The 15,957-nt window shown below is 69.3% G+C and carries 13 protein-coding genes; 7 read left to right on the forward strand and 6 right to left on the reverse strand.

Translation table 11 applies throughout. From position 1 onward, the window contains the following. Nucleotides 1–11: 11 nt before the first annotated feature. The 3 genes from ACRSBM_RS26750 to ACRSBM_RS26760 form a co-directional block, all read right to left on the reverse strand. Nucleotides 12–1,574 carry a M4 family metallopeptidase gene (locus ACRSBM_RS26750; protein ID WP_434447197.1) on the reverse strand — a complete coding sequence of 521 codons (1,563 nt, stop codon included), beginning with the start codon at nt 1,572–1,574 and terminating at the stop codon, nt 12–14. A gap of 148 nt (nt 1,575–1,722) precedes the next feature. After that, nucleotides 1,723–2,985, reverse strand: a complete 1,263-nt coding sequence (locus tag ACRSBM_RS26755; RefSeq protein WP_434447199.1) for a COG1470 family protein — start codon at nt 2,983–2,985, stop codon at nt 1,723–1,725. A 149-nt stretch (nt 2,986–3,134) separates the two neighbouring features. Next, nucleotides 3,135–4,445, reverse strand: a complete 1,311-nt coding sequence (locus tag ACRSBM_RS26760; protein WP_434447201.1) for a hypothetical protein — start codon at nt 4,443–4,445, stop codon at nt 3,135–3,137. 273 nt (nt 4,446–4,718) lie between these two features. Between ACRSBM_RS26760 and ACRSBM_RS26765 the strand changes: the two genes are divergently transcribed. The 3 genes from ACRSBM_RS26765 to ACRSBM_RS26775 all read left to right on the forward strand — a co-directional run bounded on the left by ACRSBM_RS26765 (nt 4,719) and on the right by ACRSBM_RS26775 (nt 6,348). Further along, nucleotides 4,719–5,366 carry a class E sortase gene (locus ACRSBM_RS26765; protein ID WP_434447203.1) on the forward strand — a complete coding sequence of 216 codons (648 nt, stop codon included), beginning with the start codon at nt 4,719–4,721 and terminating at the stop codon, nt 5,364–5,366. A 1-nt stretch (nt 5,367) separates the two neighbouring features. Then, nucleotides 5,368–5,523, forward strand: coding sequence for a hypothetical protein (locus tag ACRSBM_RS26770; protein WP_434447205.1), 156 nt, complete (start codon nt 5,368–5,370; stop codon nt 5,521–5,523). 201 nt (nt 5,524–5,724) lie between these two features. Continuing rightward, the gene (locus tag ACRSBM_RS26775; RefSeq protein WP_434447207.1) at nt 5,725–6,348 is read left to right on the forward strand and encodes a hypothetical protein; all 624 of its coding nucleotides are present in this window, start codon (nt 5,725–5,727) and stop codon (nt 6,346–6,348) included. Between the two features lie 47 nt (nt 6,349–6,395). Here ACRSBM_RS26775 and ACRSBM_RS26780 read toward each other — a convergent pair whose 3' ends face one another. Further along, nucleotides 6,396–7,931, reverse strand: coding sequence for an alpha/beta fold hydrolase (locus tag ACRSBM_RS26780; protein WP_434447208.1), 1,536 nt, complete (start codon nt 7,929–7,931; stop codon nt 6,396–6,398). Between the two features lie 525 nt (nt 7,932–8,456). Here ACRSBM_RS26780 and ACRSBM_RS26785 point away from each other — a divergent pair. From ACRSBM_RS26785 to ACRSBM_RS26800, 4 genes are all read left to right on the forward strand, one after another. Continuing rightward, nucleotides 8,457–9,332 (forward strand): glycosyltransferase family 8 protein, encoded by an 876-nt coding sequence (locus ACRSBM_RS26785; RefSeq protein WP_434447211.1) that lies wholly within the window; start codon nt 8,457–8,459, stop codon nt 9,330–9,332. A gap of 43 nt (nt 9,333–9,375) precedes the next feature. Continuing rightward, nucleotides 9,376–9,789: an SsgA family sporulation/cell division regulator gene (locus ACRSBM_RS26790; protein ID WP_434447213.1), complete on the forward strand. Its 414-nt coding sequence runs from the start codon at nt 9,376–9,378 to the stop codon at nt 9,787–9,789. Nucleotides 9,790–10,055: 266 nt separating this feature from the next. Further along, a complete protein-coding gene (locus ACRSBM_RS26795) occupies nt 10,056–10,802 on the forward strand; it encodes a hypothetical protein (RefSeq protein WP_434447214.1) in 747 nt (248 codons plus the stop codon). Between the two features lie 99 nt (nt 10,803–10,901). Next, nucleotides 10,902–12,188: a lytic murein transglycosylase gene (locus ACRSBM_RS26800; protein ID WP_434447216.1), complete on the forward strand. Its 1,287-nt coding sequence runs from the start codon at nt 10,902–10,904 to the stop codon at nt 12,186–12,188. Between the two features lie 178 nt (nt 12,189–12,366). Here ACRSBM_RS26800 and ACRSBM_RS26805 read toward each other — a convergent pair whose 3' ends face one another. Continuing rightward, nucleotides 12,367–14,571 carry an MMPL family transporter gene (locus ACRSBM_RS26805; protein WP_434447218.1) on the reverse strand — a complete coding sequence of 735 codons (2,205 nt, stop codon included), beginning with the start codon at nt 14,569–14,571 and terminating at the stop codon, nt 12,367–12,369. Between the two features lie 271 nt (nt 14,572–14,842). Further along, complete coding sequence (locus ACRSBM_RS26810) at nt 14,843–15,559, reverse strand: S1 family peptidase (RefSeq protein WP_434447220.1); 717 nt, start codon at nt 15,557–15,559, stop codon at nt 14,843–14,845. Nucleotides 15,560–15,957: the final 398 nt, after the last annotated feature.

The raw sequence follows: 15,957 nt of genomic DNA on the forward strand, positions 1-15,957 counted from the left end.
CTCGCGCACCCTCACTGCCCGGCGGGGTCGTCCAGCGCGGTCGCCGTGATCACCGCGGCCACCTCGTCGCAGTCCTCCCAGTCGACTCCCGCCACCCTGTGGTTGACCGCGACACCGCAGGACAGCTCCAGCGCGTTCGCCACGTCGGCGAACGTCGCGGCAGGCGTCAGGTAGTTCTGGGCACCCCACCAGATCTGGGCCGCACGCGAGAACCCCAGGCCCTCGACGCGCACCCCGCGCAGCTCTCCCCCGTCGGTCAGCAGCTGGGCGGCCTTCGCCAGCACGCCGGCGTTGACGTGCGGATCCGCGCTGTCCTTACGCCACAGGGGGTCACCCACGCTCGCCGGTTGCGGTGTCGTCGACCGCGAGGGCTCTGCCATGTCGCGCACGGCCGCGGTCACCGGGTCGACCAGGAGCCACCGGCCGCCGCCCCGCACACCCTCCGGACCGGACCCCAGCGCGGCGAAGTGCCCGAACACGTCCGCGAACCCTTCCGCCACCTCGCGCGCCCGTGGCGAGACGGGCTTGCCCACCAGACGTTCGAAGACCGCGTGGGCGACCTCGTGCCCCACCACCACGTCGTCCACCGTGTCGCCGAACACCAGCTGCTCCCCGTTCCAGAAGGAAGGGCAGGGGCCCGTGGCGCAGGTCCGCACGACTCCCCTCACCGCGGTACCGCGGCCGTCGCCGTGGTCCGCACCGATGAGTCCGTCGAGGTCGGCGCGCAGGAACCGCGAATAGAAGTCCTGCGCCGCACGAAGATGCTCGTCCACCTCGACCGTGGAGCCGTTCGGGGAGAGCACGTCCGAGGTGGTGGCGGAGGCTCCGCACCGCAGTGGTTCCGCCGCGTCCGCGGAGGCTTCACACACCACGGGCACGGCCAGGCCGGGCACGCCGGCCCGGACGTCGAGCACCTCGCCGGTGCTCGCGTGGAGCAGCACCACCCACCGTTCCGCCGGCCCTGGGCCCCTGACCTCCATCCGATAAGCGGGAACGGCGACGTCCTTGTTTCCCGTGACGGGCCGTGTCACGTGCCACACGCGCTCCGGCGCGGAGGCAGCCAGGCCGGTGGGTGGTGTGGGGCCGGCCGCCGGCACGGCGGCGACGGCAGCCGCCCGTAGTGCAGGTTCCTGTGCCACCCCCTCGGCGAACGCCCCCTGGCGGGAAAGCACGACGTGGCCGACGGCACCGACGAACCTGCCTGCCCTGTCGTACACCTGCACGACCTCGGAGCCCTCGACCGCCGCCCCGTCGAAGACCTGGCGTGCCCTGACGACCACTCCCGCGCCACCGTCGCGCACGGAGGTCAGCTCGAGCGCGCCGAACGGTCTGCCGAACTCCTGGCGCAACCGGCCCAGATTGCGCTGGGCGGTGTTCCGCACGTCAGCCGCGTCCCGTGCGTCCTGGTGCGGCTCGGCGGTCACGGCGATGACCTGACCGGCTCCGTCGCGCAGCACGAGGCCGGGTTTGCCGGTGAACACGTGTGACGAACCCGCGGTGACCACAGAGACGACGAGGGCACTCAGCGCGACCAGCCACCACGACTTCCGCACCACCGCGTGCCACGTCGCCATCCGAGCCTCCTGCGCACCGATGATGTGGCTCCAGACTCCACCGCGACCGCTCCGGGGAGAAGTGCCCATCAACAGAACTGCTCATCCGGCTTCCCCCACGACAGCCAGGTCGTCCCGAGTGGACAGACCCGGCGGGCAGCCGGTGCGGCTAACGCACCTGGCCGTTGAAGTAGACCGATGTTCCGCATCTGGTGTCGCCGGCGTTGTCGCATCTGACGCTCACGACCACCCGCTGACCGGGCCGGAACACGATGGGCTGCGCGAACGTCCGGTTCATGTCCTTGAAGTTGGCCAGTCCGAACTGCATCAACACGTTCGCGTCCCGCTTGATCAGAAGCGTTCCGAGGTCACCGTTGGGATTCTCGATGATGATGTCGGACACGTACAACGTCTTGCCTGCCGGTGGCGTGTAAGGGAAGTCGACGTACTTCGGCCCCGGCTGTGGGTCCGCGACGATGCGGAAGTCCGTCGGCTCGGGAGAGCTCGACGTCGGCTGCCCCGGCACCGCGCCACCGCTGGGCGCTCCGGACGACGACGATCCGGCGGCGCTGGACGGACCCGCGCTCGACGACGGGTTCGACGACGACGAACCGCTCGACGGCCCGCTCGACGGCCCGCTCGAGGACGAGTTCGCCACGACACTCGGCGCACCGGCCTGAGCGGTCGACACCACTTTCGGCTTCAGCACCGTCATCAGCATCGCCGCGATGACGACAGCACCCGCCACCGCGAGTCCCATGGCGGCGAAAAGCCCTTTGGGCACCAGTTGCTGTTGCACGTAGGTGGCCGATGCCTTGACCGGCGTTCCGTGTGAAGGTGTCACGTCGACGTCGAACTTGTGCGTCTTGTCCGGGCCGCGGAAGAACCGCTTCCACGGGCGCACGACCGTCTTCACCAGGACCGTGCGTCCTGGTGGGATGTCCACCTGGTGGCGGTGGAAGCTGATGCCGACCTCGTCGGCCGGGTCGATCCCTCGCAGCGCTACGAAGGCCATGCCGTTGCCCAGGTTGTCCACGGCGAGGCGCGTACGTCCCCGGCGGCGTCCTGATGCCTTCGGCGGCGCGAACTCCGCGGCGAGCTCGTGGAACTCCAGCACATCCACGACCCCTTCGTCGACGACCGTGTTCTCGGTGTCCTCCATGGGCATCACCCGAAGTGCGAAGTACACCTCCTCCGCCGGCACCGCGCTCTCCCGCGGGGGCGCGAACTCGATGCGCGCCGTCGCCTCCTGGTCCGGCATCAGGTTCACCGAGGACGGTTCGACCGTCGCCCACGACGCGGCGCCGCCCAGCACGTCGAGAACGAACTGGTCGACGACCGCGCCGTTGTTGCGGATCGTCACGTCGATGCCGGCCTTCTCGCCGGGAACGACCGACACGACCTGGTCGCTCATCGACACCGAAGCACCCATGAACCCTCGTCTTCCCGATCGTGCCGGTCCACCCTCCCGCCAGTCACGATAACGACGGGCCTGTCCGGCGAACGTGCCCGTTCGCGCAGTTCAGAGCCCACAGCACCGGGCACATGTCTTGCACCGGAGTCACCACCGCGCTTGCGGTCCTAAGCGACCACCGCGCACACCGCGGCCCGCAACTGCCTCGCCACCGCGTCGGTGTCGCTCTCCGTGGAGCGGATCACCTCGTCCACCCGCGCGGCAAGCTCACGTGCTGACCGTTCCGCGGCACTGAGCCAGGGCACGGCCGCCGCGCACACCGCGACGACGCTGCCCGGTTCCGGCTGGTCCACAAGGCACCGCTGGGCAGATGCGACCGCGCGGACGCACGCCTCCACGTTCCGGCGGAGCGATCGGACCTCGGGTCCCGCGCACCTCAGGAGCGGTGTCCAGGATGGACAGTCGTCTGCGGGCATCGTGGCCGGAAGGCGCAGCTTCGGATGCGCGGACTGTCCGGTGAGCACGAGCTCGCACGCTCCGGCTACGGCTCGCAGCTCCGCGAGCCAAGGTTCCAGCCACTCGTACACCGACCGTGCGGCGTTGCGCACATCGTCGACTGCGAGGTGCCTGAGCTCGACCAGCTCGACAGCGGCGGCGAGCAGTCCACGTGCGGAACGCAGACTGGGCCGTTCGTCCGCGACGTGCCGGTTCAGGCGGACGAGCACGGTCCGCAGCGCGTCGTCCAGCTCAGGCGCGACGGGACACTCCGCGGGCAGGACCCGGCTCATGTCCACCGTCCACGCCGCCGATCGGCAACGGACCGACACCCACGGCGCGAACGCCGTCAGATGCAGGTCGAGGGCCTCGGCGAGTCCCGCGCTCCCGGACCGGACGTCGATCCAGCGGGCAGCGGGCTCGTCCTCGTCCCTCCATACCCCGACCTCGTCCAGCGAGTGCGGCGTTCCCCGGATGTACCGCAGCAGCTCTCCGTCCCGCCCGGCCCGCAGCCGCCACGGATTCAGCACGGCCGCGTGCGCCGTCACGGCGACAGTCATCCGTTCGCCGTCGTCGCACCACCCGAGCTGCACGAGATTGTGCTCGTGGAGCTGCCTGCGCACGCCCTCGCCGAGCAGGCCCGAATGACGCGCACGCTCGCCTGAGGGCCGGCACCGCTGCTCCGCGGCGCCGTCGCGTGCGCCGGAGTGCGCGGCACGCCGGCCGAGCGCGTCCCCGGCCGGAGCCGCGGACCACGCCGGACCGCCGCCCTGCGCGGCGGGTTCAGCCGTCTCACACAGCAGGTGGATCTCACGGCGGTCACTGAGCAGGTCCAGCCAGCCGCCGCAGTCGTGCGCGCTGGTCGTCGTGCACCACGCCGGTCTCTCGCACAGCCGCTTCGAAGTGTGCCGTCCGGCCGCCGTCCGCAGAACCACGTTCGGGCACCGGTCGCCCGGTCCGAACACCGTCGCTGAACGATCCACGTGCAAGTGGACCGCGACCCCTGGTGGAACCGGGACCGCCGTCCCCCGCCCGGCAGCGCTGTCGCCGCACAGGAACACCCTGTCACCCATCTCAGACCTCTCCAGGTTTCGACGAACCTAAGGCGTCACGTCCCGGATCCGTCTGCCCTTTAGGGCATTGATCCGTACCTACCTCGTCCTTTTCGCGGCGGTCGCTCCGGAAGCGGACGCCGCGCGTAATCGCCTCCCCCGCCCTCGGTCTTGCATTGCAGCCGTGCGGAGAGAGGTGTCCTGATGGTTTCCGGTCGCACCGCGGTGCGGACGGCGGGCGAGCTCGCGCTCACCGCAGGTCTGCTACTGCTGTTGTTCGTCGCGTGGGAGACGTGGGGCAAGGCCGCGCTCTACCAGAACGCCCAGAACGTGCTCGAGCAGCGGATCGACGCGGACTGGAGACGGGACGACGCGCCGCCGCCCTCCATCGAGCCCGCTGTCGGCGAGCCGATCAACCGGCTGCACGTGCCACGTCTGGGGCTGACTCTCGTAGTAGTCGAGGGGATCGCCCTCGACGCGCTGGCCAACGGACCCGGCCGCTACCCGGCCAGCCAGCTGCCGGGGCAGGTCGGGAACTTCGCTGTCGCCGGGCACCGTTCACCCGGCATCTTCTGGAACCTCGACCAGCTGGCACCGGACGACGCGCTGGTGGTCGAGACCCGAGACCGGTGGTTCGTCTACCGGGTGTCCGAGCAGAAGGTCGTGCTGCCGACCGCGATCGACGAGGTGGCGCCGGTGCCGGGCGACCCGGACGCCACGCCGGCCACAGCGATGATCACTCTGACGACCTGTCATCCGAAGTGGGACAACTACCAGCGGCTCGTCGTCCACGGCACGCTCGCGTCCACATCGGACAAGCGTGCCGGGCGTCCCGCGGAACTGGGAGGGTGACGTGTACACATGGATCTGGCGGGCACTTCCCGGCAGCGTGGTGGTGCGGGCTCTGCTCTGCGCCGCGCTGGTCGTGGGCGTGCTCGCGCTGCTCTGGTTCTGGGGCTTTCCCCTGATCGACCGGCTCCTGCCGTTCGACGACGTCACAGTCTCCTGACACACCCCGGCAGGAAGTGCCATCGGCAGGCCATGTCCGATCGGTGGACCCATCCGCCGCCACGACCTGCCGAACGTCCACTGCGAACGGATGTGCGGACGATGATCCCCTGTGTGGCCGATCACGGGGCGCGCGTTGCGCTCCCGACGCCGGATCATCGGTGCGCATCGCCGCAAAGACGCGGCAGACAGGAGGCGACGCGTGAGGCTGCGCACCGACCTGGTGACCACCGAGCTGGACGACGGGGCTCTGGTGAGGCGCATCGAGGACTACAACCGCACGTGGGACGGACCAGGATCGTTGGTGCTCAACGAGATCGAGCGCGTCGCCAGCAGCCAGGCCGGCGCTCTGCGCGCGTTGCCGGGCTCGGCCGGCACGGCCAGGTTCGTCGCCGGGGCGCTGGCCTGGCAGGCCGAGCACGTCTTCGGTGAACAGGGCGGAGCCGCTCTACGCGCGGAGGACGTGTTGGTCCCGCTGGTAGAACTGGTCGACGACTTCGATCACGTCCTCGCCCCGCTGCGAGGGGTCCGGCGGCTCGCACTCGCCCGCGGGCGGCTGCTCACGGCCCGCCAGGTGCTCTCGTTGTCCGTCGAACGCAGGACGAAGAACTCAGCCGACGAGGTACCGCCGCACCGCTACCGCGAACTGTGGCTCATCCTCGCCCGGTTCGTGCACAACGTCGCCGTGGAGTTGCAGGAGATCGCCGACTGGGCGCTGCAACACACCCGCGGTTACGCCGAACTGCTGGCGGAGATCGGCAAACTTCGCTGGCTCATGTACGGGCCGTTCGGCACACGAGCGCGCGGGCCGTTCACCGCGGTGTGAACGGAACCGGCCGACGGACTCGCTGTCCGTCGGCTGGTCCGCGGGGATCACGGGAAGGCTGGCTGGTTGGGTTGGTAGACGGTGGTCGTGTCCGGCGACTGCAGGTCGACCAGGTACCGGGTCACGGCCGCTCCTACGGACGCGCTCCGACCGAGCGACAAGTGGCCGAGCGAGTTGACGCTCATCAGCTTCGAGTTACCGAGCCAGGCAGCCATCCGCTGGCCGAAGGTGTACCGCGTGGCGGGATCGAAGTAGTTGCTGATCACGACGATCGGGTTCGCAGTCTGCTTGTGCCACGGTCCGGCGTACCTGTGGAACAGCGGCCCCGGCCAGGTGGCACAGGTCAGCAGTGCCTGACTGGCCTGCCAGCGGCCGAACGTGGGCGACTCGTGGTCCCAGAGGCCCATCACGATCGGGTACAACTGCGGGATGCGCAGGAACGGCTTGTCGGTGCAGTCCACGCCGTAGAACGCATCGTTGCCCGTGTAAGGCGCGTCGAACTGGCCCCTCGTGCTGGTGCCGAGCTGGGTGAACGCATCCACCTGCGCCGGGTCGGACGACGGTGCCGCCGACCGTGACGCCGCCTGCGACGGCAGTGACTGGTAGATGAGCTGGAAGCCGAAGGTGAGCAAGGGGAACGCCGCGGGGTCGTACAGCGAGCTCGAGACGGAGTTGAGGAGCATCTCGTAGGTGAACAGGACCCCGTTGGGCAGCAGCACCGGTGCCTCGCGCAACGCGGCGCTCAGCTCGTCGTACCTGGCCTGGGTGTTGCCACTGAAGTAGCAGCGCGATCCGGCGGCGTCACACTGTGCGAGCAGCTCACGCAGGGAGATTTCGAACCCCTGAGCTCGCTGACGGTCGTATTCCGTGCCGTTGGTCGTGCGCAGTGCCGGATCCACGGCGCCGTCCAGCACCAATGCCCGCACCTTGTTCGGATACAGGTTCGCGTAGGTGGCGCCGAGGAGTGTCCCGTAGGACATACCGACGTAATTCAGGTGGTCGTCGCCGACCCCCTTGCGCAACAACTCCAGATCACGCGCCACGTCCTCCGTCGACATGTGGTGCAGCAGCGGACCGGCGTTCTGGGCGCATGCGGCCGTGTAGTCCGCGGACGCCTGCATCGTGGCACTGACCTCGGCCGCGGTCAGGGGCACCGAGCGCCTTCGCGACGCCACCTCCGCCGCCTCCTCCGCGGTCTGGAAGCAGCGCAGCGGCGAGCTCGACCCCACCCCGCGCGGGTCGAAGCCGATGATGTCGAACCTCGACAGGACCTCGGGAGACAGGTAGCGACCGGCGATCGCCGCGTACACCAGGCCCGACGCGCTAGGGCCTCCCGGGTTCATGAACAAGGAGCCGATCTTGTTGCTCTGATCGGTCGCCGCACGGCGCATCATCACGATGCCGATGGTGCTGCCCTGCGGCTGGGAGTGGTCCAGCGGAACCTGCTGCGTGGCACAGGTGACGTTCGGCCGCTCCGCGACCGGGACCTGAGCCAGCAGGTCCGCCGAGCAGGTGGCCCATTCGACCGGGACGACGCTCTGCTGCTGTTCGGCGAATGCCGGCGCGGTTCCTGACACCACCACTGTGGCAGCGAAACAAGCGCCCAGCATTCTTCGAACTCTGGTTTTTGTTTTCATTCACGGGATTCCAGCAGCCGGGGCCAGACCGGAAAACATGCATTCGGGTGACAGCAGTAAGTGTTCCCTATCGGGCAGACAAGAAGGCAAAGAAGAGTAAACAACCGCAATACCGCTACCGGCTGGAACGCGAATACGCGGAGAAGGTCCTGTCGAGCGCATGTCACCGATCCGCGCGTCCGCTACGGCCGGCATTTCCACACTCGACGAACTGGTTCGCGGCTTCTACGCGACCGTGGCCGCGCCGAGAAGGTCATGGCGCACGCGCTCGCATCGCTGCTCTGCGACTGCTGACCTGCCAGTGCGGGGCTGGCCGCGTCCGCCGCGGCGAGGAGTTCGTGCCGCACTGGTGGTGCCGGACAGGCACGTTCAGCCGGTCCTCCTGCCCGGTCCGCTGCCCGTTCGGCTTCTCAGCGGTGCACTTCGAGCGGCTTCCATGGAACCGCGCCTACCGCTGTGGAGGTCAGGTACATGTCGATGAACGCGAGCTACGCCTGGGTGACGCTGCTGACGAAGCCGTCCTACCTGGACGGAGTGCGCACGTTGTGGAAATCCCTGCGCGCGGTCGGATCGGTCCATCCGCTGGTGGTCATGACCACTGCGAATCTCGACCATTCCGCCGTCGCCGCGTTGAGAGCCGATGGCTGTCGACTCATGGAAGTCCAGCCGGTGACGCCGGCCGACCATCAGGTGACCCGCTACGCCGCGGACCGGTTCGCGGAGGTGTGGACCAAGCTCAGGGTCTTCGAGCTGACCCAGTACGAGAGGGTGGCCTACCTCGACGCGGACATGGTGGTCCTGAAGAACCCCGACGGCCTCTTCGACACGTCGCTGCAACGCGGGCACGCGATCGCCGCCTGCCCCGCCTGCACGTGCAACCCGAACCGGATAGGCACCTACCCGGCGAGCTGGACGCCCGACACCTGCGCGTACAGCCATCCCGATGTCGCCGCACACTACTTCAACGCGGGCATGCTGGTGCTCAAGCCCGATGTCGGGACAGCGGTGCGGTTGCACGAGCGGCTGGCAGTCGAGCGGGACCTCACCAGGTTCGCCTTCGCCGAACAAGACCTGCTCAACGAGCACTTCGCGGGGCGGTGGACCCAGCTGCCGTACGTGTTCAACGCTCTCAAGACACTGCCCCAGGCCCACCCGGACATGTGGCACCTCGATGACGTGCGCATCCTCCACTACATCCAGGAGAAGCCGTGGGAGGTCGACATGAGCGCACTCACCGAGACACACCCCTACGCGGCGCTGTACCAGAAGTGGTGGGAGGCGCGAGCAGCCGAACCTCGGCGAACTGATCCCGCCCAAGCGCGTAATGGACACACGCCACAGCGGTGAGTCCGGCAACGATCGGATGCCCAACAGGAAGGTCGTGCCCGTGATGGAAACCTTCACCATCAACCATTCCACTGTCTTCGAGCTGCTCGACGGCGTGGACGCGCGACGGGACATTCCCGTCGACCTGTCCTATGACGCGAGGGTTCCCTATGCTGTGTCGGTCGTGTTCAGCAGCAACAGGGGCCCCGTGCGCTGGCTCATCGCTCGCGACGTGCTCGTCGATGGCCTGCTGCGTCAGTCCGGCGAAGGCGACTTCACCGTGGGTCCTCTGCACGGCGACGGTCTGAAGGTATGGATACGCCTGTCCACTCCCACGGGCTCCGCGAAGTTCGAAGCATCGTCACTCGCCGTCGCGTCCTTCCTGGACAGCACTTTCGCACTCGTCCCGCTGGGCGAGGAGGACATGAGCGACGCGGTGGACGAAGCGGTGAGACAGATGCTGTCCGGTGTGGACTGAGGACAGCAGTCTGAGCATTGGGACGGTACGACTGCACCATCGGGCAACGTCGCGCGGTCGTTCGTCACTAGGGTCGTGAGTCGTCAGCTCGCGCCAGGCCTTCCGGCGTCTGAGAGGTGATCCGATCAAGAGCCGGCGGGTACTCGCGGGACGCTCGGAGTCACCGCGTCCGCCAGCGACTTGGCGACTCTGGACCCGAGCGAGACCAACACAGGCCGTTCCCCGCGCACAGGCACTCGACCGCGCCGCACCGATCGGAACGAACGATGTCGCAACCCCAATCGAGGTTCGCCCCAGTCACCTTCGCGGACCTGGGTGCCGCCGCGAACATCACCATGAACTCCGCGGTCCCGTTGCTGCTGAGGATCGGCGGAGCCGTCGTCGACTACTTCGGTGGGGCCAAGCTGAGCTTCCCGACGGTGGAGCTCGGCGACGGCACCCTGCATCCGGGCATCATGTCGGCGGAGGAGATCGACGCAGCCCGCAGCGCGGCGCCCGACGTCTACTCGTGCCAGTTCGTGATGTCCAGCCGATACACGTTCTCCGGGTACCTGCCGCTGGCCTCCGGCCAGGTCGTGCGGTTCCGTCCCGACGGCCGGATCTCCTCCAGCATCCCGGTCGAGCTGTCCTTTGAAAGGCCACGCGGCGCCAACGCGGTCATGAACCTCCGGGTGCGCCGCGGCGCGCAACCGCCACAGCTCGCCTACGGCACGGAAGTGCGGCTCGTCGTCGAGGTCGCGGTCGGACGCGACGCGGAGCCGGGCAGCGCCTACGCGGAGATCACGTTCGACTGGACCGAGACGAGCAGGACCTCCATCACGCAGCCGCTCGCCCGGTTGCGGGTCTACGGCAACGGAAAAGTGGTGGCGGACGACAACTTCCGGTTCGCCGTCGGCGGCGAGCAGACCGCGGAGGTCATCGACGGACTGTCCGGACAGGCGCACCTGAACCGGGTCCGGGAGCAACTGCTCGCCGAGTTCCTGGATCTCGGCGGCGGGGTTGATCTGACCTGAACGTCCGGCTCTTGAGCTCGCAAGCGTAATCCGGGAGCGGTCGAGCGGTCGAGTTGCTGAGCGGACCAACACCGCCATCTACGACGAGGAGCAGTGGGCATGACGCAAACCGCGTCGCAAGGCGAACACCAGGCACCGATGAAGCGCGTGTCAACTCCGGTGAAGGTGGTGACCGTCGCTTTCCTCGCGATGACGGCGGTCGTTGGCACGCTCGCGGCGGCACGCGACGCGCAGGACGCCGTGCCACAGTCGCTGAGAACCGTTCCGGATTCACTGCGTTTGCACGCTCCGGATCAGGCCGCGATGCTGATGGGTGGTTCGTACGCCTCGACCCCCGAGCAGTCCGGGGCGAGCCGGCCTGTGCCGGCTCAGGTGGTGGAGTCGGCGGGCTCGCCCGCGGCCGTGGCGACGGTGATGGCGGTCAACGGCATCCCGGAGACGGCGTTGAAGGCCTACCAGAACGCCGCGGACGTGATGGGACGCGAGCAACCGGGTTGTGGCCTGCACTGGTCGTTGCTGGCGGGCATCGGCCAGGTCGAGTCGGGGCACGGCCGGGGCAAGTACCTCGCGGACGGCACCGTGGCGCAGCAGATCCTCGGGCCGCCGCTGGACGGCAGCCCCGGTGTGGCGCGGATCGTCGACGCGAACGGCAACTACGTCCGCGCCACCGGTCCCATGCAGTTCCTGCCGACCTCGTGGACACCGGTCGCCTCGGACGGCAACGGCGACGGTAAAAAGGACATCAACAACATGTACGACGCCGCGCTCGGTGCGGCGAAGTACCTGTGCCGCGGCGGTGGTGACCTCCGCCAGACCGGGCCTCTGCGTGCGGCCGTCTTCCGCTACAACAACTCGAACGCCTATGTGGACCTGGTGCTGGCGCTCGCGGCGTCCTATCGCGGAGGGGAGCCGGTGCGGGCCCCCGAGTCGATCCTGCCCGCTCCGCTGCCCGCCACCGAAGCGCCGATACCCGCGCGGCCGGAGGCGACCACCACGCCGGAACCGCAACCACACGTGAGCACCACGCCGGAACCACAGCCGGAGCAGACCACCACGCCGGCACCACCGAGCGAGGAGTCCTCCGCCCCGCCCTCGTCGGCCTCCGGCGGACTCCACTCGTCCCCGGTGGTCGAACCGCCTGTCACGAGCGGCCCGCCTCCGCTCACCATCTCCCCCTCCGCGAGTACACAGCCATCGGCCTCGGTAGAAGCGGGGACGCCGTCCGCGACCACGCTGCCGGCCTGCGAGGAGACGCCGGCAGAGGAGTCCGTCGACGGCAAGCCGGGCCTCCTGGAACCGGCAGGTGCCGTGGTGGACCTCGTGCAGTCGATCCTGCCGGACGCAGCGACGCCGCAGGACACAACGCGCTCCTGTTCCCCCAGGTAGTTCCCGGTCGCACGGTCGAGGCCCCCGCCCAGCCCGGGCGGGGGCCTCGACCGTCTCAGCGCCACCGCCCGGTTCGGCGGGTGCCGACCATGGAGGGTGCGGCCGGCGGTGAACCACACGCGACAAGAGCAGGGGCCACTGTCCATGCTGGACAGTGGCCCCTGCTGGTGGGCGTGAACTACCTCGCAGCCGGTTCCGCAACCTCCTCGTTCTGGCCCGCTTCGGTCTCCACAGCGTCCCTGTCGTCCGGCGCACCGCCGGACGACGGTCTGGAGGTGAACGCGAGCAGACCGGGAATGAGGAGCAGTGCGACGACCGTTGCCGTCAGCAGGATCCCGACGGTGACCGCGATGCCGATCTGGACGAGCAGGCTCACCCCGGACAGGAGCAGCGAGGCGAACGTTCCCGCGAGGATCAGCGCCGCGGCCAGCACGGACCCCGCCGAGCCGCGCACAGCGTCCCGGATCGCGTCACGGCCGGCAGCACCCGCGGCGTGTTCCTCGCGCACTCTTGCCGCGACGAGGAGCGCGTAGTCGCTGCCGATCGCCAGCACGAACAGGTAGGCCATCGTGGGGACGAGGTAGTTGACCCCGCCGTCGCCGAACCACCGGACGAGCAGGCTGGTCGCGCCGAGCGTGGCGGCGAAGCCGGCGAGCACGGCCGCGGTCATGACCACCGCCGTCAGCAAGCGCCGCAGCAGCAACGTCAGCACGAGCACGATGAGGGCTCCGGCGATCGGGAACTCGAGCCGAAGGTCCCGCTGGTCGACGTGGCGGATGTCCCCGAGTGCCGACGACTGCCCTCCGACGAGCGCTTCCACCCGTACACCCGCGACCTCGCGGACCTTGGCGCGCAACGTGCCGTCCGGCCCTGCGAGGTCCAGTGCCGCAGCGGACGCGGGCGACACGTCGAGCACCGCGTCGACACGCGTGACCTTGGCGTCGTTCGACCGCACCGGCTGCTCGACAGCCGCGACGTGCGGCATGCCGCGCAACGTGTTCACGACGGCGGAGATTCGGCCCGCGGACAGTGCGGTGCCGTCGGTGGTGCGCAGGTACACCGAGACCGGATTCAGGGTTCCGGCCGGGTACCCGGTGGTGAGCTGGTTGTACGCGGTCACGCCGGGTGCGTCCGGAGGCAGTTCGCCGACCTGGTCGTAGTCGAGGCGCAGCGTCGTGAGGCCGGCCGCCAGCGCCGCGAGGAGCACGACGGAGGCCGCGACGACCCGGACGGGGCGGGCCGAGACGAGAGTGCTGATCCGGCCCGGCTCCGCGGGCGCACCGGGAGCCGTGTGCGGCCTGCTCGGCCAGAACACCGCCGGGCCCAGAGCCGTCACCATCGCGGGTGCGAGGGTGAGCGCCGCGAGCACCATCACCACCACACCGATGGCCAGTCCGGCACCGAGTGTGCGGAACACCGAAAGCGACGCTACGAGCAGTGTGAGGAAGGCACAGGTCACAGCACCTCCGGCCGACGCGATCACCTCGCCGATGCGCCGCACCGCCGCGACGACGGCCTCGGGCCCGTGGACGCCGGAGCGCAGTTCGTCGCGGTACCGGAAGAGCAGGAACAACACGTAGTCGGTACCGATCCCGAAGAGCACGACGATCAGCAGCGTGAGCAGCTGCGGCGGCACCGTGAACCCGGCCACCGTCGCGATCGTGCTGATGGCCCCCCTCGCGACGACGAACACGATTCCGATCGCGATCAGCGGCACCGCGGGTGCCACGACGCTGCGGAACGCGATCACCATCAACAGCACCACAAGCGCGAGCGTGATCAGGCCGACGAGCCGTTCGGCGCGGTTGACGGAGGCGGTGAAGTCGGCGCTCATCGCGGCCTGACCGGTCACGCCCGCGACAAGGCCGGTGCCGGTCGCTTTGGCCTGTGCCGCGGCGCGGACGGCAGCCACCGCGTCGCCGGCCTCACGCGACGCGGCCTCGCCGGAGGTGAGCAGTACCGAGGTGACGGCCGCCTTCCTGTTCTGCGACACGGCCTGCGGGCTGGTCGTCACCGACTTCACCCCGGCCGGTCTCGCCGCGTCGACGGCACGGCTGATCGAGTCGACCTGGCCGACGTCGGCGTTGTTGAGCGCGCCACCGTCAGCTCTGGTGAACACGAGCTGCACCGCCTGGTCACGGCTGAACGCCGCACCCGCGAGGTCGGCCGCGCGGGCGGACTCGCTGCCGGCCACCCTCGGTGCGGCCGCCCCGGCGTCCACAACGGACGAGTAGGCGGGCGCGAAGAGGTAGGCGACTGCCGCGAGCACCGCCCAGAACGCCATGACGAACCATCGGTACCGCACGACGACCCGTCCGATCCTGCCGAACACACCCGCTCGTCCGTGGGCGCGGCCGGCGGTTGCTGAGGCTGCAGAGCTCATTCGACTCCCCTTCCAGCGGGCCCGTGGACACGGCTGAGTTCAGTGCTGCCACAGGCGTCCGTGCAGGGGACATGAGTCCCTCGGACGGCACTCCTTACGCGTGTGCCATGGAGTTCGTTGCCCACGTGGATGCCCGCGCAGGCAACAGTGTCCGGATCAGACGATCGCGCCCGTGGGACGTCCCCCGTGACGCTCGGCACCGACCGGATCGCGGTTCCGGCACCGCTGGGGGCGGTTCGGCGAGCCACCGACCGGACGCCCCCGAGCGCCGTCAGCCTTCGCCGATCACAGACCTGATCCACTCCCGCTGCTGAGCGATCTCTCCACCGCTGGAGAGTGACACCCGATCGCCGTAGGCGAGGACCGCGACAAGCACCTGCACACCGTCCGGCCGCGTCAGCACGACTGGGCCACCCGAGTCACCACCGGCCGGCACGCCGTGCACCGACTCGATGCAGATGTCCGGGCCCCCTGGCACGCTGAAGTGGTTCTCGACGCACCGCTGGTCTCCCATCGGCAGGATCCGCATCTCGGCCTGACGCAGCACGTCTGACTGGCAACTGCCCTCATCGCCGCAAGTGGCGCCCCACCCGTAGACGGTGACCGGCGCACCCACCGGGTCGTCGCCGGGGTCGGCGAGGCGCAGCACCGGAACGTTCATGGCAGGTACCTCGATCAACATCATGTCGGTGTGCGGATTTCCCCTCCTGGTGCCGGGAATCGGCCGGATCTCCCTGCCCAGCCGCTGATCGAGGTTGCCCACCCGGAAGCTCAGCTCCGAGTCGTCGAACCCCCTGAAGCAGTGGTCGGCGCCCAGGATCCAGTTCGGCGCCACCGCCGTAGCCGTGCAGAAGGGCTCGCCGTTCACGAGCATCCGCACGGCCCACGGTCCATAGGTGCTCACCGTTCCTCCGATCACCGCCTGCGCGGGGGTGGCGAGTCCTACGAGCACGGCCAGCGACACGAGCGCCGCCAAGAACTTCTTCATCACTTTCTCCTCTCGTGCCGGTATGACGGCGCAAACGACGTCCCGTTCTGCCGGATGGAGGTGTCCTGTCCGTTCGGGCAAGGGTCCTGCGTGCCGGGGCATGCCGTTGCCCGGTCGGCCGCGCGTCCGGCGGGGGCGGTGCCACCATCCGGCCGCCGGGGGACCACACACGCCGCCACGACGAGACCCGTGACCACCTGACCCCCACCGGTACTCCGCATCCCGCTCGGTGCCACCCCCGCCGAGACCCGCGTGGCCTACCGGGCTCTCCGCGTACCCCGAACGCGATCGGCGGGGCGTCACCGTCCTCGGCGTACCTGGTCGCTCATGATGTGCGCTCCGTGTTGGCGTGATCTGCCTCGGGGTCACACTTCGGAACCTGCCCGTCCGGGCAACTG

Origin of the sequence: Lentzea xerophila (genome assembly GCF_051094245.1) — a bacterium.
Classification (GTDB): domain Bacteria; phylum Actinomycetota; class Actinomycetes; order Mycobacteriales; family Pseudonocardiaceae; genus Lentzea; species Lentzea xerophila.

Excerpts from the sequence above, each read along its gene's own strand:
- ACRSBM_RS26805 (WP_434447218.1), bottom strand. The coding sequence starts at position 14,571 with ATGAGCTCTGCAGCCTCAGCAACCGCCGGCCGCGCCCACGGACGAGCG.
- ACRSBM_RS26765 (WP_434447203.1), top strand. The coding sequence starts at position 4,719 with ATGGTTTCCGGTCGCACCGCGGTGCGGACGGCGGGCGAGCTCGCGCTC.
- ACRSBM_RS26800 (WP_434447216.1), top strand. The coding sequence starts at position 10,902 with ATGACGCAAACCGCGTCGCAAGGCGAACACCAGGCACCGATGAAGCGC.
- ACRSBM_RS26755 (WP_434447199.1), bottom strand. The coding sequence starts at position 2,985 with ATGGGTGCTTCGGTGTCGATGAGCGACCAGGTCGTGTCGGTCGTTCCC.
- ACRSBM_RS26750 (WP_434447197.1), bottom strand. The coding sequence starts at position 1,574 with ATGGCGACGTGGCACGCGGTGGTGCGGAAGTCGTGGTGGCTGGTCGCG.
- ACRSBM_RS26790 (WP_434447213.1), top strand. The coding sequence starts at position 9,376 with ATGGAAACCTTCACCATCAACCATTCCACTGTCTTCGAGCTGCTCGAC.
- ACRSBM_RS26785 (WP_434447211.1), top strand. The coding sequence starts at position 8,457 with ATGTCGATGAACGCGAGCTACGCCTGGGTGACGCTGCTGACGAAGCCG.
- ACRSBM_RS26795 (WP_434447214.1), top strand. The coding sequence starts at position 10,056 with ATGTCGCAACCCCAATCGAGGTTCGCCCCAGTCACCTTCGCGGACCTG.
- ACRSBM_RS26810 (WP_434447220.1), bottom strand. The coding sequence starts at position 15,559 with ATGAAGAAGTTCTTGGCGGCGCTCGTGTCGCTGGCCGTGCTCGTAGGA.